Source organism: Holdemania sp. (genome assembly GCF_986127675.1).
In genome coordinates this window covers 51,656-71,802 of sequence record NZ_CFQZWI010000001.1, presented here as the reverse complement: position 1 = coordinate 71,802, position 20,147 = coordinate 51,656, and the positions used below count along the sequence as shown (strand labels likewise).

The 20,147-nt window shown below is 51.3% G+C and carries 21 protein-coding genes and 1 other annotated feature; of the genes, 12 read left to right on the top strand and 9 right to left on the bottom strand.

The genetic code is table 11. From position 1 onward, the window contains the following. Positions 1 to 68 precede the first annotated feature (68 nt). On the top strand, positions 69 to 1,220 hold the full coding sequence (gene fucO / locus AC5OW4_RS00345; RefSeq protein ID WP_195395740.1) for a lactaldehyde reductase: 1,152 nt from the start codon (positions 69 to 71) through the stop codon (positions 1,218 to 1,220). A 420-nt stretch (positions 1,221 to 1,640) separates the two neighbouring features. Here the strand turns inward: fucO and AC5OW4_RS00340 are convergent, their stop codons facing one another. Genes AC5OW4_RS00340 through AC5OW4_RS00330 form a run of 3 tightly spaced genes read right to left on the bottom strand, consistent with a single transcriptional unit; the run spans position 1,641 to position 4,120 of the window. Then, a complete protein-coding gene (locus AC5OW4_RS00340; RefSeq protein WP_072683096.1) occupies positions 1,641 to 1,904 on the bottom strand; it encodes a hypothetical protein in 264 nt (87 codons plus the stop codon). A gap of 6 nt (positions 1,905 to 1,910) precedes the next feature. After that, a complete protein-coding gene (locus AC5OW4_RS00335; protein WP_493676499.1) occupies positions 1,911 to 2,624 on the bottom strand; it encodes a response regulator in 714 nt (237 codons plus the stop codon). Continuing rightward, on the bottom strand, positions 2,621 to 4,120 hold the full coding sequence (locus AC5OW4_RS00330; protein WP_493676498.1) for a sensor histidine kinase: 1,500 nt from the start codon (positions 4,118 to 4,120) through the stop codon (positions 2,621 to 2,623). The genes AC5OW4_RS00335 and AC5OW4_RS00330 overlap by 4 nt, the downstream gene beginning before the upstream one ends. A gap of 359 nt (positions 4,121 to 4,479) precedes the next feature. On the opposite strand from AC5OW4_RS00330, the gene AC5OW4_RS00325 reads away from it, so the two are divergent. Both AC5OW4_RS00325 and AC5OW4_RS00320 read left to right on the top strand, forming a co-directional pair. Continuing rightward, positions 4,480 to 5,517, top strand: coding sequence for a diguanylate cyclase domain-containing protein (locus tag AC5OW4_RS00325; protein ID WP_493676497.1), 1,038 nt, complete (start codon positions 4,480 to 4,482; stop codon positions 5,515 to 5,517). Between the two features lie 64 nt (positions 5,518 to 5,581). Then, complete coding sequence (locus tag AC5OW4_RS00320; protein ID WP_493676496.1) at positions 5,582 to 7,045, top strand: hypothetical protein; 1,464 nt, start codon at positions 5,582 to 5,584, stop codon at positions 7,043 to 7,045. 332 nt (positions 7,046 to 7,377) lie between these two features. Here AC5OW4_RS00320 and brnQ read toward each other — a convergent pair whose 3' ends face one another. The 4 genes from brnQ to AC5OW4_RS00300 form a co-directional block, all read right to left on the bottom strand. Beyond that, positions 7,378 to 8,688, bottom strand: a complete 1,311-nt coding sequence (gene brnQ / locus AC5OW4_RS00315; protein ID WP_072683100.1) for a branched-chain amino acid transport system II carrier protein — start codon at positions 8,686 to 8,688, stop codon at positions 7,378 to 7,380. 40 nt (positions 8,689 to 8,728) lie between these two features. Continuing rightward, positions 8,729 to 8,963 (bottom strand) — a binding site (T-box leader). A 283-nt stretch (positions 8,964 to 9,246) separates the two neighbouring features. Continuing rightward, positions 9,247 to 10,116: a carbohydrate kinase family protein gene (locus AC5OW4_RS00310; RefSeq protein ID WP_072683101.1), complete on the bottom strand. Its 870-nt coding sequence runs from the start codon at positions 10,114 to 10,116 to the stop codon at positions 9,247 to 9,249. A gap of 190 nt (positions 10,117 to 10,306) precedes the next feature. Next, on the bottom strand, positions 10,307 to 10,735 hold the full coding sequence (locus tag AC5OW4_RS00305; protein ID WP_072683102.1) for a hypothetical protein: 429 nt from the start codon (positions 10,733 to 10,735) through the stop codon (positions 10,307 to 10,309). Continuing rightward, entirely contained in the window at positions 10,732 to 10,935 is a 204-nt protein-coding gene (locus AC5OW4_RS00300) for a helix-turn-helix transcriptional regulator (protein WP_072683103.1), read from the bottom strand. The genes AC5OW4_RS00305 and AC5OW4_RS00300 overlap by 4 nt, the downstream gene beginning before the upstream one ends. A 398-nt stretch (positions 10,936 to 11,333) precedes the next feature. Between AC5OW4_RS00300 and ispF the strand changes: the two genes are divergently transcribed. From ispF to gluQRS, 5 genes are all read left to right on the top strand, one after another. Further along, positions 11,334 to 11,816 carry a 2-C-methyl-D-erythritol 2,4-cyclodiphosphate synthase gene (ispF, locus tag AC5OW4_RS00295; RefSeq protein WP_072683104.1) on the top strand — a complete coding sequence of 161 codons (483 nt, stop codon included), beginning with the start codon at positions 11,334 to 11,336 and terminating at the stop codon, positions 11,814 to 11,816. Beyond that, on the top strand, positions 11,813 to 12,112 hold the full coding sequence (locus AC5OW4_RS00290; protein WP_072683105.1) for a hypothetical protein: 300 nt from the start codon (positions 11,813 to 11,815) through the stop codon (positions 12,110 to 12,112). Before ispF ends, AC5OW4_RS00290 begins: the two co-directional genes overlap by 4 nt. 357 nt (positions 12,113 to 12,469) lie before the next feature. Then, entirely contained in the window at positions 12,470 to 12,964 is a 495-nt protein-coding gene (locus tag AC5OW4_RS00285; protein ID WP_072683106.1) for an RNA polymerase sigma factor, read from the top strand. 3 nt (positions 12,965 to 12,967) lie between these two features. Beyond that, a complete protein-coding gene (locus AC5OW4_RS00280; RefSeq protein WP_072683107.1) occupies positions 12,968 to 13,822 on the top strand; it encodes an anti-sigma-V factor rsiV in 855 nt (284 codons plus the stop codon). Positions 13,823 to 14,080: 258 nt separating this feature from the next. Beyond that, the gene (gene gluQRS, locus AC5OW4_RS00275) at positions 14,081 to 15,007 is read left to right on the top strand and encodes a tRNA glutamyl-Q(34) synthetase GluQRS (RefSeq protein WP_072683108.1); all 927 of its coding nucleotides are present in this window, start codon (positions 14,081 to 14,083) and stop codon (positions 15,005 to 15,007) included. A 57-nt stretch (positions 15,008 to 15,064) separates the two neighbouring features. Here gluQRS and AC5OW4_RS00270 read toward each other — a convergent pair whose 3' ends face one another. Beyond that, the gene (locus tag AC5OW4_RS00270; protein ID WP_072683109.1) at positions 15,065 to 15,685 is read right to left on the bottom strand and encodes a TetR/AcrR family transcriptional regulator; all 621 of its coding nucleotides are present in this window, start codon (positions 15,683 to 15,685) and stop codon (positions 15,065 to 15,067) included. 128 nt (positions 15,686 to 15,813) lie between these two features. Between AC5OW4_RS00270 and AC5OW4_RS00265 the strand changes: the two genes are divergently transcribed. Continuing rightward, the gene (locus AC5OW4_RS00265) at positions 15,814 to 16,713 is read left to right on the top strand and encodes a hypothetical protein (RefSeq protein WP_072683110.1); all 900 of its coding nucleotides are present in this window, start codon (positions 15,814 to 15,816) and stop codon (positions 16,711 to 16,713) included. Positions 16,714 to 16,785: 72 nt separating this feature from the next. On the opposite strand, the gene AC5OW4_RS00260 is transcribed toward AC5OW4_RS00265, so the two are convergent. Next, positions 16,786 to 17,556, bottom strand: a complete 771-nt coding sequence (locus AC5OW4_RS00260; RefSeq protein ID WP_072683111.1) for a ZIP family metal transporter — start codon at positions 17,554 to 17,556, stop codon at positions 16,786 to 16,788. A 369-nt stretch (positions 17,557 to 17,925) separates the two neighbouring features. On the opposite strand from AC5OW4_RS00260, the gene AC5OW4_RS00255 reads away from it, so the two are divergent. The 3 genes from AC5OW4_RS00255 (at position 17,926) to AC5OW4_RS00245 (ending at position 19,847) form a co-directional block, all read left to right on the top strand. Then, positions 17,926 to 18,402, top strand: a complete 477-nt coding sequence (locus AC5OW4_RS00255) for a hypothetical protein (RefSeq protein ID WP_072683112.1) — start codon at positions 17,926 to 17,928, stop codon at positions 18,400 to 18,402. Between the two features lie 3 nt (positions 18,403 to 18,405). Then, entirely contained in the window at positions 18,406 to 18,879 is a 474-nt protein-coding gene (locus tag AC5OW4_RS00250; protein WP_072683113.1) for a hypothetical protein, read from the top strand. 104 nt (positions 18,880 to 18,983) lie between these two features. After that, complete coding sequence (locus AC5OW4_RS00245) at positions 18,984 to 19,847, top strand: DUF4438 domain-containing protein (RefSeq protein ID WP_072683114.1); 864 nt, start codon at positions 18,984 to 18,986, stop codon at positions 19,845 to 19,847. Positions 19,848 to 20,147: the final 300 nt, after the last annotated feature.

Here is a 20,147-nt window from a genome sequence, read left to right as displayed (position 1 = left end):
AGTGTCACTTGAATCCTTTGTTAATTTATTTACAATGAAAGTAAAGAAAGCGAAGGAGGAAATCAAATATGGCAAATCGCTTTATGTTAAATGAAACAAGCTACCATGGCTACGGCGCAGTCAACGAAATCGTAAACGAGGTGAAAAACCGCGGCTTCCGCAAGGCGCTGATCGTCACCGATGCGGATCTGGTCCGGTTTAACGTCGTCAAAAAGGTCACTGATCTGCTGGATGCGGCAGGGCTGCCGTATGCCATCTATGATAAGGTCAAAGCCAATCCGACTGTCGATATGGTCAAGGAAGGGGTCGCGGCTTTCAAGGAAGCCGGCGCGGATTATCTGATCGCCATCGGCGGGGGTTCGCCGCAGGATACCGGCAAGGGGATCGGCATCATCATCAACAATCCGGAATTCGCCGATGTGGTCTCCCTGGAAGGCACGGCCGCTACGAAAAATAAAGCAGTGCCGATGATCGCGGTGGCGACGACTGCCGGTACGGCCGCGGAAACGACGATCAACTACGTCATTACCGACGAAGCCAGGCGCCGGAAGTTCGTCTGTGTGGATCCGCACGATCTGCCGGCTGTGGCGATCGTCGATCCGGAGATGATGTCAAGCATGCCAAAGGGATTGACGGCTTCCACCGGTATGGATGCGCTGACGCACGCGATTGAAGGGTATACGACGCTGGCTGCCTGGGAGCTGGCGGATACGCTGAACCTGAAGGCGATCGAGCTGATCGGCCGTTCGCTGCGCGCCGCGGTCAACAATGATCCGAAGGGCCGCGAAGACATGGCGCTGGGTCAGTATATGACCGGCATGGCGTTCTCCAACGTCGGTCTGGGCGTCGTGCATGGCATGGCGCATCCATTAAGCGCCTTCTACGGCATTCCGCACGGCGTTGCCAACGCGGTGCTGCTGCCGTATGTCATGGAGTTCAACAAGGATTACACCGGCGAGAAATTCCGTGAAATTGCCCGTGTCCTGGGCGTTAAGGGAGTCGACGCGATGAGGGAAGACGAATACCGTCAGGCGGCAATCGACGCGGTGCGTCAGTTGTCTCTGGATGTCAACATCCCGCAGACCCTGAAAGAAATCGGTGTTCAGGAAGAAGATTTGCCAGCGCTGGCAGAAGCGGCGATGGCGGACGTCTGCACCGGCGGCAATCCGCGCCCATGCACCTTTGAGCTGGTGCTGGAGGTCTATAAGAAAGCGTTCTGAGAGGCCGGCTGAATTTCCTGCGCTTTTAGAAATGGTCTGTATCGTTTGAAGCGAGCGTCAGGGATCAATGAAGAATGATTGAAAAACACCGGGATTGTCAAACTCCGGTGTTTTTTTCATGGCGATTTTTACATTATGCTTTAAAAAGCAAAGCCGCTGGGGATAAGCTGAATGAAAAAAGACCGCCGGAAACGATCCATTTCGTTTCCAGCGGCCTTGATGCAGTCCTGATCGACCACTTTCTTTGCGCTCGTTTTAAAGGCGCGTTTTTCTGAATTTACCAGAAAGTGCGTCCAACCGGACATTTCCCCATGACGGACTTTCCACGCACCGCAACAACGCCGGATGATTTCCTGCGAGTCCAATCGGGCATTTCGTTATGACCAGCTCTTGTGTCGAACTGTTGCTTTGAAAGTTGAATTATTTATGATTCCAGCCATAATATTCGGCGTCTTTTTCCAACGAGATCTCGCTCGTTTCCACCGGTTCATAAAGCCAGAATTCCTCTTTGAAGAACAAGGCCTGCCATTCCTCGATGCTTAACGTGAAGCGGCTGTTGGAATTCTGAATCCGGACCCGCCCGTTCACCAGCGCGTAAAACTGCACCTGATCCGCCTGCCGGGTCAACAGGATTTCACCATTTTTCAGCGCGGCCAGCGCTTCCTGTGTTTGTATTTTCTGCATTGCTTTTTATCCTTTCTGCATGTCCTGATCCACCAGCCGATAGCCGACGCCGATTTCGGTGACGATGTAGCGGGGCTTCGCGGGATTTTCCTCAATCTTGCGCCGCAGCCCGGCCATTAAGGCCCGCAGTGCCTGCGTATCCTCACCATATCCGCTGCCCCAGATCGAGCTGATCAGATAGCGGGTCGTTAAGACCTTGCCGCTGTTGCGCAGAAACAGGCTCAGCAGATTGTATTCCATCGGCGTCAGGTGCAGCGGCTGGCCTCGCAGTGTGACCTGGCGTTTTTCCAGATCCAGCGACAGCTCGCGGACCGTCAGCACCTTTTGGACCGCCACTGTGTTTTGGCGGAACGCATGCCGGATCGCTACCCGGATCCGCGCCATCAGCTCGGTAGTGGAAAACGGCTTGGTCAGATAATCGTCGGCCCCCAGATCCAGCGCCTGGGCTTTTTCCTGATCCTGATCACGGGCGGAAACGACCAGAATCGGGATTTCCGACCATTCACGCACCTTGCGGATGACATCCATGCCGTCATAATCCGGCAGTCCCAGATCCAGCAGCATTAAATCATAAACATTCGCCGCCAGCAGCGTCATCGCGCTCTGCGCCGTTGCGGCGTTGTCGCTGGCAAAGCCTTCGGCGCTCAAGACATAACTGATAAAATTACGAATCTGCGGATCGTCCTCGACGATCAGGATCCGGGTTGTAAACTTGTTCATTGTGATTCCTCCAAAGGCAGCCGGAATGTAAATTCCGCGCCGCAACAATCCGTGCGGTTGCGGGCGCTGATCGTGCCGTGATGGGCCTTGACGATAGATTCGCAGATTGTCAAGCCCAGGCCGATGCCATGCTGCGCGTCCGCCTGACGGGTGCGCGTCGTGTAAAAAGTCTGGAAAATATGCGCGAGGTCTTTGTCCGCGATACCCTCGCCCCCATCCCGGACTGTGAAAACGGCCTCGTTCTGATCACGCCGCAGCGTCAGCGTAATTTCATCCTGCGGCTGAGTATGCTTCAAGGCGTTGTCGAGCAGATTGATCAAAACCTGCTGGATCAATTTGCCATCCATCGGAATCATCAGCACTTCATCCGGAATGGAAACGTTGATCATCCGCTGCGGCGCCCGCTTGGCAATGTGATCGAGAGCGGAAGCGATGATTTCCTCCGCCGCTTCTTTTTCCAGATGCAAATTCAGATGCCCGTCCTGAATGCGGGTCAGACTGAGAATGTTTTCCACCAGGGAGTGCAGCCAGTCGGCGTCCTGATAGATATCCCATGCCAGAGCGCGGCGCGGATCGTCGTTTTCGCTCATGCCGAGAATCATTTCCGAGGTGCCCATGATCGCTGAGAGCGGGGTGCGCAAATCGTGGGAGATCGCCCGCAGCAGATTGCTTCGATACCGTTCCTGGGCCGCTTCTTCTTCCGAGCGGATTTTCTGTCTTGCGGCGCGGAAGCGATCCATCGCCAGCGTGATCATTTCGCTTAACGATTGAAGCAGTTGCCGGTCCGATTCGCTCATCGAATTCATGGTTTCCGCCGGTATCCGCAAAACGGCCAGCTGCACCCCTTTGTTCTGTAACGGCAGACTGACGGTTTTTTCGCTTTGATCAGTTTCGCGGCTTTCCTTCCCGACCGTCAGATCGCCGCAGGGCAGGGAAAGGGCGCTTTGCCCCGGCAGAGCGCGGTAAAGCGATGCCGGCTGTTCGCTTTCGTTCAGGCACAGACAGCTGATTTCCGTGTTCAAGGCGTTGGAAAGGACCTCAGCAGCCAGCCGTGCGATCTGGGGTAATTCAATTTCTTCGTTCAGCCTTCGGCTGAGCGTATAGTAGGTTTTGATCTCCTGTTCCCGCTGCATCGCGCGCCGGGCGCTGAGCTTGGCTTTGGAAGTCAGAGCGCTGGTGATGAAGGCGGTGACGGTCATGATCACAAACGTGATCCAGTAGCTTGGATCATCGACAGACAGCGACCAGTAGGGAGCCGTGAAAAAGTAATTGAAGATCAGCGTGGCGGCTAACGACGCCAGGACGCCGTAACCGTAGCCGCGGGTGATCCAGGCCGTCAGCAGCACGGCGAGCAGGTATAACAGGACGATATTGGTTTCCGGGAAACCCAGCTGGCGGAATACCAGGCCGACAACCGTCGCGGCGCAAAGCAGTCCCAGCATCTGCAGCCCATGCCGCAGCGTCGCCCAGAAAATCGAAATCCGGGAATTTGACATCTCGCTCATCTCCTGGTACTGATTGTAGCTTAAAAAGCGGAAACTGTCCATTTCTCGCTTTCCCGTTGAAAGTTGCGGAAGCGGTATCGGGAAGTTGGCAGGCCGAGCCTGATTTACCCCGGGCAGATCCGGAAGCCGGCGGGCAGCGCCGGATTTACCGTTCTCGTTAAAGACATTTATCCGGAAGTTCGTTATAATAGAAACAGCTGATTCAAGAATCGAACAAAACAAGTTTTTGAAAACGCACAGAAGCAATAAAATTTCAGGATTTACCGAACGACAGGCCGGGAATTTCATTGCCCGGTCGACCGGATGAAACAAGTTCGTAAGCAAGGCTGAAAAATCAAGGAGTTGATCGCATGGAAAATTTGCCTTCCCCCGAAACTTTTTGCCGGTATCTCTGGCATGAATATCTGGAAAAACAAAATTATACTTTATTGGATCATTGTTTTCTGCCGGAAACGACAATCATCGGTACCGGCGAACATGAGGTCAGCCGCAGCTTTGAGATGTTCGTGCAGAAGATCGCCGCGGAAATCAGCGCGCGGACAACGGCGTTTATCATTGAGGATCAGTGGTATCAAAGTCAGCCGGTCAGCGCCGACTGCACGCTTGTGATCGGCGAGCTGCGGGTTCGGGAACAGACCGAGAATCCGCTGGAATTCATCGGCCGGTTCCGCTTTACAATACTTTTGCGTCAGATGGGCAATCAATGGCGGGTTCTGCATGTACATCAGTCGGTTCCTGATCCGGAACAGGGGACGGATGAATTTTTTCCGCACCGTCTGATGGAACAATCCAACCGTCAGCTGAAACAGCTGGTGGAAGAGAAAACACGTGCGCTGGAGGAATCTTACCGCCGGATGGAATACAATGCCCGGCATGATTCGCTGACGCGGCTGCTGAACCGCCGGTGGGTTGAAGCGCAGATCAGCGCGGCAATGCAGGAAGGCCGCCCGGGCGTCATGATCATGCTGGATATCGACTGGTTTAAGCAGATCAATGATACGATGGGACATCCGCTGGGCGATCAGGTGCTGGAAACGCTGGGCCAGGCGATCCTCGCCGTTTTCCCTGACGCCTTAAGCGGACGGATCGGCGGCGATGAATTCATCCTCTATCTCAGATCGGACCGGGATCAAATCAATCCGCTTTCCACCACGGGGATCATAGAGGAAACCAACCGGCTGATGAGTGTCTGGGAAACGCTTCGAAAACAGCAAGGACTGACGATTCCTGTCAGCGCCAGTCTGGGCGCCGCCCGGTTCCCGGAGCAGGGACAACAGTTTGATCAGCTCTGGTACCATGCCGATCAGGCTTTGTATCAGGCCAAAGCTGCCGGCCGGGGGTGTATGCGCTTCAGCGGGGAAAAGGATGAACCCTTGAATGGATTGTAAGAAAGAAATCAACTTGAATGTGGAATGTGGGTCAGCCGCGCTGATCTCAGGGAGGAAATCAGAAATGGAATTGTGGAAACAGATCGAACTCTGGAACGAAAACGGACAATACACCCAAATCATTGATGCCATCGAAGCGCTGGAAGAGGCAAAGCTCACGCCTGAACTGATCAGCGAACTGGCGAAAGCGTATAATAATGCCGCGGACGTGAATGACCGGGCAAATTTTGAGAAAGCGATCCAGCTGTTAAAGAGGGTCGAAGAACCGTTGGGAAAGGAGCATACCTGGAATTTCCGGATGGCTTACGCCTATTATTATCTTGATCAGGAAGGCCCGGCGCTGACCTATTTTGAACGGGCACTAAACGCCCGGCCGGGCGATGAGGATACGCTGGCGTTGATCGAAGATTGCCGCAGACGCTTAGCTTTACCGCGCTTTGAGAAGCCGTTTCGGCAGCGGGTGCAGGAGAGCTGGCAGCTGTTTGAGCGTGAAGAACAGGTGCTGCGGGTGCGGATGCGCAATCGGGTTGAGGGTGAGGAAATCATCAATCAGACAACCCGGCTGCTTCATCCGGCATTTTCAGAGATCGCCTTTGAGTTGGGATGCAATCAGGATCGTTATGATCTGATATTGACGCCTGAGGGCGACCGGGTACGCTTGATAGCGCTGGATTATTATCAGAAGCAGATGCCGGAGAGCTTGAAAAAACGCTGGAATGTGATGATCGGCCGCCAGCCTGCGCCCAAAGCGGCGCTGCGGATCGCGGGCCGGGAGCTTTCGGCGGACGAAGTGCAGGTGTGGATTACAGAGCATACTGAAAAAACGGTGTCGCTGGCGGTTTGCTGCCCGGCGCTGGCAGAGCTTATGGCGGAAAATGAAAATCAGGTCTGGTGGATTTTGTCTGTTTTCATTGACCAGACATTGGGCGAGATTGCCGCGATGTCGGTGATTGACGAGGTCAAGCTGTACTCGCAGCCGCAAAGTGATGCGGGGATAACACTGGCGGAACTGCCGGAGGCTTTGCGTGAGATGGGGCTGGATCTCAGCCGCGATCCGGCGCGTGTACTGAAGAGCTACACTGCATATCGGATGGAGCCGGACGAGAAACGCCAGGAACAGGTGCGTGGGGATGTGACGGCCGGTTCGACATGCTGCCCGGTGCTGATCCAGCAGTATTTGCGCGGGATAACGCAGGCGGTTGATGATCTGCATAAGGACGGCATCGCCGCCGGCTTCTTCTATTATCCGATCGACGGGTTTCAGGGGGAAGACCGGGCGAAAGCGATCCTGGATTTCCGCGATGAATTGGAAGCGAAGATCAGCGAAAGGGCCGGGATGGACGCCGCAGCCTGGCTGGGCGGGGCTTCCGGATTGAATTGTGGATATCTGGACTTCATCGCCTGGGATCTCAAAGCGGTGCTGGACGCGGCGGTGGCCGTATTTGCCGAAGCGCCGGTGAAGTGGGCCGCCTTCCAGACTTTCCGCGTCAACGTCGGCGGAATCCTGTTGAAAAACGACGAGGAATAAGCGGCAGCGGCCTGTCTGAACTGCCTTTTTGCGAATAGGAAAACGAAAAGCTGACTTCCGGATGATCGGGGAAAATCAGCTTTTTTTAACACAACCTGCCAGGGTGATAACTGGATATGGAAGATCACTGTGCAGTAGTGGCACAAGCATCAAAATTCTAACCGAAGGCAAAGTGATTATCGTGATGTAATGGATGAAGAAAGCTGGGGGAAAACAACAGACAAAATAGGAAACAGAAATCAAGAAAAGTAGTATATCAGGACGTGCTTGCCCATGAAAGATAAGTCTGATTTATAAAACATGGCGCTTCCTGTCTGATTGTTAGAAAAAGGTTAACGCCTTGCTTTCTTTCTTCTGCCCAGAATCAGCGAAAGGCCAAACATCACTATTGCGATGCAGATCCAGCTCAGTGACTGCGAGGCCAGCGGCAGACTTTCCAACAGCTGGGTCAGTCCGGGAATTCGTAAACCCAGGGTATCCAGCTCAGCCAGAACGCTGACGACACCCGTGCTGAACACAGTCAATGGATAGATCAGGCGGTTATCCTTATATAAAGGATCGCCCAATCCCAGCAGGATCAGAACCAGCGCCATTGGATAAATCATATTCAGCACCGGAACGGAGATCGACAGAATCGCCGATAACCCAAAATTGGAAACGCCCAGCGCGAACAGCGTCAGGAATAACAACCATTGAGAATAGTTGATTTTCGGCGTCAGTGAGGAAAAGAATTCGCTGCAGCTGGTTAACAAGCCGACGCAAGTCGTCATACAGGCCAACAGGAAGATCAACGCCATGACCCAGCGGCCGCTTTCGCCAAACAGCGAAGTGACGGCCAGCGTCAGCGTCTGCGCACCGTTAGCGCCGATCGGCATGCCGGAAAGGGAAGTGCCTAACAGCGTTAACATGATGTAAATCACGGCCAGAATCAACCCCGCCAGACAGCCGGCTTTCATACTGGTGGACATGACTTCCTGATCGTCGTCAATCCCCAGCGCGCGGATGTTCAAAGAAACGACAATGCCGAAATTGAGGGCTGCCAGCGCGTCCATCGTCAGGTAGCCTTCTAAAAATCCCTTGATTAACGGCCCGGATGCATAATCGGGCTGCGGCAGGGCCGGCTGTCCTAACGGATGCAGCAGCGCGGCGGCAAAGACGGCCACAATCAACACTAACAGCGTCGGCGTCAGGAGCTTTCCCAGCCGGTCGATCAGCTTGCTTGGATTGCGGGAAAGCAGCCAGGCGATCAGGAAAAATACGCTCGTAAACAACAGAAGGGAAAGCTGCGGGGAGCTGCCTTCCGGAAGCAAGGGCAGGATCGCCATCTCAAAGGGCAGCGTAGCTGTCCGCGGCGTTGCCAGCAGCGGTCCGATCGACAGGTAGATCAAAACCGCGAAGAACAGTCCGAATCCGGCATGAACCTTCTGGGCCAGAACATCCAGACCATTGAAGCGGGACACAACGGCGATCCCCAGCACCGGGAAACCCACCGCGGTGATCAGAAAACCGATTAACGCCGGCAGGCTCTGCGTCCCGGCATTTTGTCCCAGGAAGGGCGGGAAAATCAGATTGCCAGCCCCGAAAAACATTGAAAACAACGTCAGGCTCAGCAGGATCAGATTCTTTTTAGAACATTTTTTCATAAAACTCTCCTTCCAGTTCGATCCACAAAAAAACCGTCCAACAAAGGACGGCTTGACCGCGGTACCACCTTGATTCCGGAAAATTCCGGCTCTTTTCCCATCTGTCAATGGGCTGTGTCTTTAACGGGATCAGCGTCCGGCACTTCTTACTGTCAGTTCAGAAGGCTTCTTCAAGAGGACTTCGGCTGGAATTCTGCCTGCCGGCTTACACCTGGATCCGGCTCTCTGGTGAGGTTCAGAAATTTCCGTCTACTTATTCTTGTCATCGAATCTATACCCTGATTGTATTCAATTTCCGCAGGATGTCAATTCTTTTGTGGAAGATCGACAAAATATTGGTCATGATTTACCGCTAATCAATCAGAATTGAGGTGAACCTCTTGATTTTTCTGGCGGAGATAGTCCTAATCCTCTAACCTTGTCATCCTGAAGGAATAGATGCAGGATAATCCCGGTTTTCAATCCCCTTGATCGCACCTTCAATCAAGGATAGCGATTAAAATTGAAGGAAACGGAGTTTTATCAATCTTTCTCATTTGGCTTGGCTTATCTGCCGATTTACTGGGGTTGGGAAGCGGTTCGGGGTTTCAGCTGACATAGCTTTTCTGACAATGCGGCAGGCTCCTGCAGCACGATTGCCGCCGCGGCCAAAGCGGGATGCAGACAATGCTCGATCGGTTTCTTTTGCGTCAGACCTAAGAGCAGTCCGCTTAAAAACGCGTCGCCGCAGCCCAGCGGATAAGCGCCGTCCTTCTCCGCTGGATACGGGCGAATCCCATCCAGCGTTACTAACAGCGCGCCATCCTTATCCAAAGTAATAATGATCCAGCTGACGCCTTTTTTCAACAGCGCTTTCGCAGCCTGCGCCATCGGGACTGAGCCGGCGTAAGCTGTCATTTCATCACGGTTGAGCACGATTCCTTCCCATTTGTCCAATGTGGCCTCCGGCGGAATCTGACCGCTGAAAATCCAGCGTGTCTGCGGCGTTTTGGCTAAGAGCGTCGTTAAGAATGTGAGATCGGTCTGATCGGTGATTCCCCAGTCACATTCTCCCAAGACGCAGTAAGGAAGATCTTCCCCTTCGCCATGGAAGAGAAATTCCGGCTGGATGGACGAAAAGTACAGCCCTTTTTCCGGATCGGAAGCCGAGATGAAAACCGGCGTGCTTTGATTGACAACCGGGCCGTAAACGAAACATGTTTTTTTCTGCAGCTCGTTGACGATTGCCAGTCCGGCGTCATCGCGCCCGAACTTGCTGACAAAATGCGTTTCCAGACCTAAACAACCGCAGTTATAAGCGACATTGTGCATTGATCCGCCGAAGCTTCGCACGATCTGCGCTTTGTTGCAATGCTCCATTTCAAAAGTCTGACGGCCGACAACGACAAGATCAATCATTGACGTTCCGATCACGGCGATTCCATTCATGATTCCCACATCCTTTTCCATCATGATAACAGAAAGTCGGCGGAAAGAAAACTGTCAATCCATGCGGAAAGAACGCGAAATTCCGCGGAAATGTTTCGGATTTAAAAGAAAAAAGGAAGTGGCCGGCTTCCCTTGTGAATTTTGAAAAAATCCTGTATTTTTCGTGAGCCTGACTGACTGTTTAGCAACTTCACATTTCTTTGTCAAACTTCACGCGATAGTAAACCGAAATGCCGACGACGCACAGGTAGGCGGCGACCAAGGACAGGATGACAAAGAGATCCGCGTTCATCAGCGCAAACGATACCATTAAAGCACCGAAAATATAGATCATCGCGTCGTAAGCTTTGCCTTTCGCCCGATTGGCGATCTGAACGTTGCGTTCATCCCGCTGATCAATTTCGATTTGCTTCTGAATCTCAGGCGCGTTTTTTAAAGCTTGACGGCTGATCCAGGCGCCTGCGCCATGACCGAAAACGCCGCAGCCAACGCCGATCAAAAGATAAGGCAGAGCGGGCAGATTATCAACGGGAAAAATGGATGTGCGAAGCAGAAGAAAACCAGCGGCAATCAAAAGCAATCCGGCTGCGGCAAGCAGAAGTGCGTTTCTTTTTTTCATTTTGATTCCTCCTCATCAATGAAAACATCTTCAATACTGACGTCAAAATAGCGGGCAATTTTAAAAGCTAACAAAATTGATGGATTATACCTGCCGTTTTCCAGCGAGCCGATCGTCTGCCGGGAAACTTCCAGGGCGGCTGCCAATTCTTCCTGCTTGATGCCGCGCGCTTTACGCAGCGCTTCCAGTCTGTTCTTCATAAACCTCCTCCATTCATGGAAAGCTTGCTTTCCATTATAGTATAGCATGCTTCGTTGCTATGTCAAGCAGACTTTCCATTTTTCCGGGATAGAGAAGGGGTGGAACAAACGAGATTGAAATGGAGCTGGCGGTCTCTGGTGAAGAACATTCTTTCGATCATTTGCTTTTCTGATCTTTAACACTCAGCTTTTAACCGCTGCGCAGGACGTAATAAGGAAAAGTTCTTATAAAATATTTCAGAGAAAGGATGCGATTTTACGCCGTATTCTTTATAATAAAAGAAAGAAGAATTCGTTTCCCATTCCCCAGGGATGAAAATCAAAGATGGATTTCTGAAATACCCGCGGTTTGATCTGGGGATCGGCGTTCAAGAACACAAAAGAAAGAAGGATAAAACATGTTTAGAATTGGGCAGTCCAGCGATATTCATCAGTTGGCGGAAGGCCGCCGTTTAGTTTTAGGCGGCGTTGAAATTGAACACACGAAAGGATTAGTCGGACATTCCGACGCTGACGCCTTGCTTCACGCGATCGCGGAAGCGGTGATCGGCGCTTTAGGCGAAGGGGATCTGGGAAAGCATTTTCCGGATACCGATCCGCAATACAAAGGCATCAGTTCTTTGATTCTGCTCGAACAGGTGACAGAATTAATGGAAAGCAAAGGCTATCGCATCGGCAACGTCGACGCGCTGATCATGATTGAACGCCCGAAGATGGCTCCGCATATCCCGTTGATGCGTCAAAACATCGCACAGGCGCTGCATTGCGCGCAGGATCAGGTCAACGTCAAGGCGACGCGCGGGGAGAAGCTCGGTTTTGTCGGCCGGGAAGAAGGCGTGCTGGCCCAGGCCATCGTTTTGTTGGAGAAAACGGAAGCATGAGTAAATTCTGTCGTTTCTGGCTGCAGCTGAGTCTGATTTACAATGCCATCATCGCGGTTGAGAGTTTGTTTGGTCAGGCCTGGATGATGCTGGGGATCGCGGCGATCAGTCTGTGGTGTCTGACGCTTTTGATGCAGGGACGTTTGTTGGGGTTGCGTTTATATTGGACGATGTGCGCGACGATTTTCCTGATCAATGTTCTGAATCATGTCGATCTGTCATTTAACTTGTTGAATCTGATCGATCCGGCTATGATGACCTTTCTGGTCATGCGCAGCCGGCAGGCTTTCCGATAAACAAATATTCATTACGTTTGTGTCAGGAGCAGAAAAGACCGGGACAGGATGAACATGTCCCGCTCCAGGCATGAAACAGAATCCCCTCTTTTCCGGATCCGGCCATGTTCGCCATGGGAAAAGAGGGTTTTCCATTTTAGCGAGTGTGAAAAGATCGCGGATAGAAGAGCGTTTCCGGTTTTTCTGTTTTCCGCAGCCATCCATAAAATTGGAAATCGTATAAAAAAGAAAACGAAATTCCAACTTTTACCACAGGTTTAACACCTAATTAAGTAGAAACCCGGAAAAAGATCTTTTTCTAAAATCGGAGGTGATATCGCGGCGGCAATCTGGTTTTAGATCGGAAGGAGCAGGCTCATGAACAGAGAAGAAAAAAAGGAGCTGTTGGAAAAAACGGTTCTGGAACATCAGGCGATGTTGTACAGAATCGCCTTTTCCATTGTCAAAGAGGAACAGTCCGCGCTGGACGTCGTACAGGAAACGATCGTCAAGGCGTATTCGCAAATCGGCCAGCTTCGACAGCCGGAATATATCCGGACATGGTTAGTGCGGATCTGCATCAACGAAGCCAACGGAACATGCCGCAAACAGATCACACAACGTCAGCGTCAGGCATCGCTGCAGGAGTATCAGGGGTATACTCAGGATACATCGCCGATCGAATACAGCGATTTGTTTCAGGCCGTGATGGCCTTGGAACCAAAGCTGCGAACGGTGATCATCCTGCGCTTTTTTGAAGAACTGAAATTTGACGAGATCGCGGCCATGACGCAGACCAATGTCAATACGATCAAATCTCAGGTCTATAAAGGACTGGAATTATTAAAAACACAGTTGAAACAGGAGGTGTAGACAATGCAGGAACCTTGGATAGAGGCCAAAGAGGAATATCAGAATCAACCGCTTCCGCCCCAGCTGAACGCACGGGTAAAACAGGCGATTGCTCAGGGACAGAAACAAACGCAAAAACCCCGGTGGGTAATGAAAGGGCTGATCAGCTTTGCGGCCGCGGCGGCTTGTTTTACTCTGATGATGCATGTGTCGCCGGTGTTTGCGCAAAATGTAGCGAAACTGCCGGTGATCGGCGAATTTCTGCGGCTTGTGACGGGCGTGCAGATTGATAAGGAAGATGCGAATGAAGTCATCCACATCACGCTGCCGAAGGTGGAAAACAGCGGCAATGCGGAATTTGAAAAGCGGATTAATCAGCGGATTGAGGAAGAACTGAACCAGCTGTCCGCCGAAGCCCGCGGCCAGGCGGAAGCGCTGAAAAAACAGGCTGCCAGTCAGAAGGAGCCGTATTATCCAGTTGATTTTTATGCCGATTATCATATTCACTACAATCAGGGAACGTTGCTGAGCTTCTCGATCGACACGACAACGACGATGGCCAGCGGGTATGATCAGCGCTATTTCTTCAATCTGGACTTGGAAACCGGACAGGAGCTGACGTTAGCTGAGGCGATAGGCCCGGAGAATCTTGCGGCGGCAGATCAACAAATCCGCGCCCAGATCGAACGCCAGCTGGCTGAAAACCCATCTTCGTTCTTCGATTTTGATGAGGAAGGTGGATATGCCGGACTCAGCGCGAATCAGAAATTCTTTATTAATGAAAATCGTCAGGTTGTCGTTGTCTATGACGAGTATGAAATCGCCCCGGGGTCCAGCGGAACGCCGGAATTTATTCTGAGTCTGCCTTTGTTGAAATAGACAGCCCGGCTCAGAACGGAGGATACGCTCTGCGGCAAATGCAAATCAATCGAAGCTTGGGCTGGGCTTTGTCAGGACCTGAGTTTTGAAGGAAAGAGTAGAAATGAAATAGGAACACGGAAAACAGATCGGAATCGACGGTCTGTTTTACTTTTAACTGAAAAAGTTTTATCATAAAAATATTCAGATCCGGCCGGATGACGCTGATACGGAAAGCTCGTGAAGCGCAGACCGCCGGAGAAGGAAATGGGGAAGGTTATGGGAGAAAAAGGACAAGTCCGGGGACGGTTTGCGCCCAGTCCCAGCGGACGGATGCATCTTGGCAATGTGACGGCGGCGTTGTTAAGCTGGCTGTCCGTGCGATCTCAGCAGGGAAGCTGGGTGCTGCGGATTGAGGATCTGGATCCGCAGCGCAGCCGGCGCGCTTTTGCTGAACAGATCCTGGATGATTTGCGCTGGCTGGGATTGGATTGGGATGAAACACCGCTTTGGCAGAGTGAGCGTACGGCAATCTATGAAGAAAAGCTCGGTGAGCTGCAGAAGAAGAACCTGATTTATCCCTGTTATTGCAGCCGGACGGATCTGCACAGCGCCAGTGCTCCGCACGGAACGGATGGGGAATTGCTTTACAGCGGACGGTGCCGGAATTTGAGCGAACAGGAAAAACGGACGCTTGAGAAAACCCGCCGGCCGGCAATGCGGGTCCGGGTGGACAATCGGGTCATCGCGTTGAAGGACGGACTTCAGGGACAGGGGGTGTCACGATTGGATCAGACCTGCGGCGATTTTATTGTGCGGCGTTCCGACGGCGTGTTTGCCTATCAGCTGGCGGTGGTGATTGACGATGGTCTGACAGGAATCACCGAGGTGGTCCGGGGGATGGATCTGTTATCGTCCACCCCTCGCCAGATCTATCTTTATCAATGTCTTGGCCTGCCTGTCCCCGAGTTTTACCACATTCCTTTGTTGATGAACGAACACGGGCAGCGGTTATCCAAACGGGATCAGGCGCTGGATCTGGGCGAGCTGCGCCAACGTTGGAGTGCGCCGGAGCTGATCGGGAAGCTGGCCTGGCTGACGGGACTGCGCGATCATTATGAACCGATCACGGCCCGGGAACTGATCGGCGAATTTGCCTGGTCGAAGGTCCGACGGGAGCCGATTGTCGTGCCCGCGGATTTCTAATTTGTTGAAAAAAGCAGCCTGAATGAGAATCGGCTGCTTCATTTTGTTATCACAGAATTATATCCTGGCCTTTGAAATGAAAAAAGTCTTTCGGCAACTAAGGTATTCAGTCAATTTTTCTTTCTGAACATGGCTTTGTAGCAAATACCAGTGAATATCCAAAAAATCAGCGTATGAAATCTGATCCTGCGCTTCCCGGTAAAAAGAATTTTTAATCCATACGATATGACTGTCCATGATCATCCGCGTAAACGCATGCCTTTCCTGTTCGCTTGTCCAGGGGATCAGCCAGCCTTGATCGCTGAGCTGCTGCAGAGACTGCTCAAGATGATTTTCAATCCTGCTTACCGTATCGACGTTATGACGGTAAAACTCCGGCGTTGCCCGGCCCAGTTCATCTTCGGTATAGAAGAAGCGATTGACGATCAAGCTTTCGATCATCGCCCGGATTAATTCGAACAACTCTTCAAAAGTTGCAGCGGGCGGTTGATTTAGAAAATCCGGCCATTTCAGCAGAGCGATCATCAGGTCTTCTTTTTTATGAAAATGATAAGTTAAATTGCCCAGACTGATTCTCAGAGCTGACGCGATATCGCGCATCGTCGTTTCCTGATACCCCTTTTCATTAAAAAAGGTCTGGGCTGTTTTTAGAATTTCTTCTTTCAGATTTTTTTTCATCAGCGATCACCTTGTTTAATTCTAGCATGTGCTCTGCAATCTGACAAACAAACCTGGGTCTTGACAAAGAAGTAACAAACGATTAAACTCTAAATTAGTACAATGTACTAAAATTAGGAGGGAAAGAAATGAAGAATAAACACAGTCTTGCTTTACTGACGGCGGGTTTGATGATGGCGGCTTGTTCCACATCCCCTGCGCCAACGGCAACCCCGGAAACAATGCCGGAACCGACAGCCAGCGCTGAACCGACGACGGTAGATTACCGGGATATCGACGTCCAACAGTTAGCGAAAGAGGGCATGAAGCTGACCTGTGCTTCTGTCTATGGCGTTTACAATCAGGAAGGCGATTCTGTCGACAGTTCGATTGCAGCGACAGTTTATGTCAATGATGAAACCAAGGAAGTCGTCTTTATTGATTTTGTAGAAGCTCTGCTTCCGGTTTCGGCCGGCGGGGCAGAAGGCTGGGCTATTCTCGACGATGAAAAAGCGGAAGCCTTAGGCGGCGCCGTCATTACGGCAGGCGAAAAGCGTTATCCTGCAGCCTTTGAACTGAACGGACTGACCTGGACAGCGTCGTCGGCGGACGATCAGGTTGTTTATACAGCGCCGGTCCATGGCAAAGACGTTGAATTCATAGCCTATGTTGCAACGCAGGAAGGCGGCGCCTGGTATCATGAAGGAATAACGGAACCTGCGCAGCTGCTGGACAGCGAAGGAAAACCGGCGGCCGAAATTCAGATTGGAACAAAAGCGTCGATTCATCATGGCGTCGATTTCTGGCCAAGTCCGATCACCTTCCCGGGAAATATCGAGCTGATCAAAAACTATGTTTACGATCACGGCGTCAATTATGGAACATACCCAGAATCGACAGACATTGCGAAAAATGATGCCGGCGAATGGACCGTTGCGGATGTCACGACCGGCGCCACGTTAGCCGGTGCGCCAAATTATTTCAATCTGATCAAGCAGGCTTATGATCAGATTGAATCAGGTCAGGGAACACCGTTTACCGCAGAGTAACGGCGCAGACAGAAAAAGCTGAGATTGAACAAGGATCCCATCGCGATCCTGATCGTCAATTTCAGCTTTTCTTTACATGATCGAAATCAGCACGAAGCCTAACAGAAACCCGGCCAGCTGGAATACCAGCGGACGCCGGCCTTTTTCCATCAGCGTGACCTGCGGCAAAATTTCATAATAAGTGACATACAACATACATCCGGCTGCCAGCGCCAGCGTGAATCCGATAAACACCGGACTGATCGAACCCAGCAGCACGCCGGCAACCCCGCCGATCAAGGTCGGCAGTCCGCTTAACGCGACCAGAAGCAGCGCCCTGCCTTTGCCCACTCCGCCGCTGCGCAGCGGTACGATCATGCCCATGCCCTCCGGCAGATTATGCAGCGCCAGAAGCAGCGCCATCATCATTCCCGTCTTTACTTCGTACAAGGCGCTGGAGCCGACCGCCATGCCTTCCGGGAAATTATGCAGCGCCACTGAGCCGATCATCATCAGACCCAGCTGCATTAACTTTTTAGTATTGACTTCTTCCATCGCATGATGGTGATGATGCAGATCATCCAGTTCATCCGGCTGTTCATCATGATGATGAAACAGACCGTCAAATTTCAACAGAAGCAGCACGCCCAGACCGCAGCCGGCGACGGCAATCGCCAATCCCGCCTGTTCCAGCGCTTCCGGCATGAGGTCAAAACAGATCATGCTGATCATCATGCCGGCGGAAAACGCCAACAGACAGCTCAGAGATTGCGATGACTTCGGGTCGATCCGCAAACCGAGAACTCCTCCCAGAAGCGTGCCCAGTACCCCCGCAACAAATGTCAATAAAACCGCCATAACCATGTTGATCGCCTTCCTTTCAGCGTCTTTAATTATATCAAACGTGTCAAGAACAATCTGTTTCCCGTAATTTTATTCTGCCCGTTTCTCTCCGTGATAGACCCTTCGCGGGGAATTCGAGGATGAAGCAAAGAAAATTCATCCTGTAAAACAGATGAAAAATTGCGGGAAAATAAAAAAAATCACTGTTTTCTCCAATTTTCAGCTATAATGAAATTAAAGAATACTGTTTAAAAATAAATAAAAAATAGTGAATCAACCATCCGAATGAGAAACTGTCGGAAATGAGAAGTACAAATTGACAAATTAGAACAAAGAAGAAGATGAAATGATGTTTTAGAAGACTTCTCTTCTGAATTGAGGATGAACATTATGAAAAACAAAGGTTTCATCACGATGATGATCTGGATTCTGCTGGGATTTGGCTTAGTTGGGTGTTCCCATCAGGAAGAGGACAAAGAAATTGAAACGATCGTCCGGCGTTTTTTGCGGGAAGTAATTATCCTGAATTTTCATCGTCAGGATGAAGATCTTGACCGACAGGCTGAGGCTGTTTTGGGTCCGATGATGAGCGAATCCGGGATGAAACAGTTAGTTCAGGATCAGGCGTATACGCTGCAAGGCTTGACCGGATTAAGCTGGAAAGAGTACATTACCTATAAGAAAAAGCGATTGGGAATCGTTTGGCAGGGTGAAAGCGTAAGTTATGCGATCAAGATCACGCATCCGGGCTATATGTGGGTACGTGAACTGATTCTCTCATTTGTTCCCAACCCTGAAGCAGATTCGCCGCGATGGCTGATTGATACGGCTTATGTAAGGATTTCTTATCCTGATCAGGAGGAGTAGATTATGAAAAAAGGATTCTTCTGTCTTATCATCACCCTGTGTCTGTTTGGCTGCCAGACAAAACCTACAACCGAGGAAATTCTGCGGACTCAAACGGAACAGTTTCTGGAATTGACAGACACGATCCCAGCCATGCCGCAGGATCTTTTCGATGATGCCAAAACGCTGGACGAGAGAACGGCGCTGGCAGAAGATTGGGGCGCTCAGATCCAGGATTATCTTTCGCCAGTGATGACAGATGAGGCGATCGAGGCATTTGTCGCCAACCGAATGCCGGAAAACTTTAACCGGTTTCTTGGCTTTGAGGAGGCAATGCAAACTCAAGACTGCCGTCAGATCAGTGATGTGGCAAAACTCAGCGGCGGGGATTATGATGTCACGGTTACCTATACCACCGAAAAGAAGACGGTGAAGCTGCTGCTGAACTTTAAAGAAACGGAAGACGGCTGGCGAATCACATCCCTGCGCCGACGGTGATCCAAAGGCGTAAGACACAAATATTAACAGCGGGGACAATCCTCGCTTTTATGCAATGAAAATTAAATGGTATAATAGGCTCAATGAGAAAGCGAGGAATTTCAATGATCAAATTCAACAAAGAACATTTAGTCATGCAATCCGTTCAGGGCAAGGTTCATCCGCCGGTAATGAAACGCCAGTATCGCGTCGGCAGCGACGGACGGCCATGGATTCTGCCGGCGACCGGCGGGATCACGTATAATTTCCAGATTGGCGACGGCTGTATGGGGCTGGCCGGCGATCATGTCGAACCGGGCGTCAGTACGAAGAATCCCGATCCGGCTATGGATATGGCGTACAACACCTTGACCTGCATCGGCAATCAGGCTAAGGTCATCACCGGCGAAGCAAAAGGTGCAATAGGCTACGTTACGGGAAAGCACGGCGGTATTGATCACGTCATGATTGCCTTTGAACAGGAAGTGTTGGAAAAACTGACGGTCGACGATCAATTTTTAGTCAAAGCCTGCGGTCAGGGGATGACGCTGACGGATTATCCGGAAATCACCGTCATGAATCTGGACCCGGAGCTGTTGAATAAGATGGGGATAGAGGAACAGGACGGCTGTCTGGTCGTGCCGGTCACGAAGGTGATTCCGGCGGCGTTAATGGGTTCGGGCCTGGGCAGCGATACGATGCTGAGCGGCGATTATGATATCATGACGCGCGACGCGAAATCGTTTGCGGAGCTAAGGCTGCAGGAACTGCGGTTCGGCGATATCGTAATGATTCAGGATCATTGCAACGATCATGGCCCGGATTATTGCCAGGGTGCCGTGACGATCGGCGTCATCATCCATGGCGACAGCTACATTTCAGGGCATGGCCCGGGCGTTACCGTTTTGATGAGCTGCCGTACACCGAAGATCAAAGCCAGACTGGATTCGAATGCCAATCTGGCAAACTATCTGAATTTCAAGAAATAAACGTCAGAATTCAGCGGGACAAAGCGGCAGCGACAAGTCGGAATGACAGAAGAACCGGCGTTTTATCCATAAAGTAGATCTCATTTCTGATCCGGAGGTGGGATCTTTTTTTGCGTTTGCTCAGCGAAAAAAGGCCTGAGTCAAAAAAGGAGGACGAAGTTTAGCCGGCGCTTTGTTTTGGCAAAGGCAAACTCCATGCCCATGCAAAGATCGGCAAGGGGTGTGATGAGTTCGCTGACTTGACGTTGTTCTGAGGTGTTTTTCTGCGTTGGTTTGCGTATTTCGAAAATGTCCGATTGA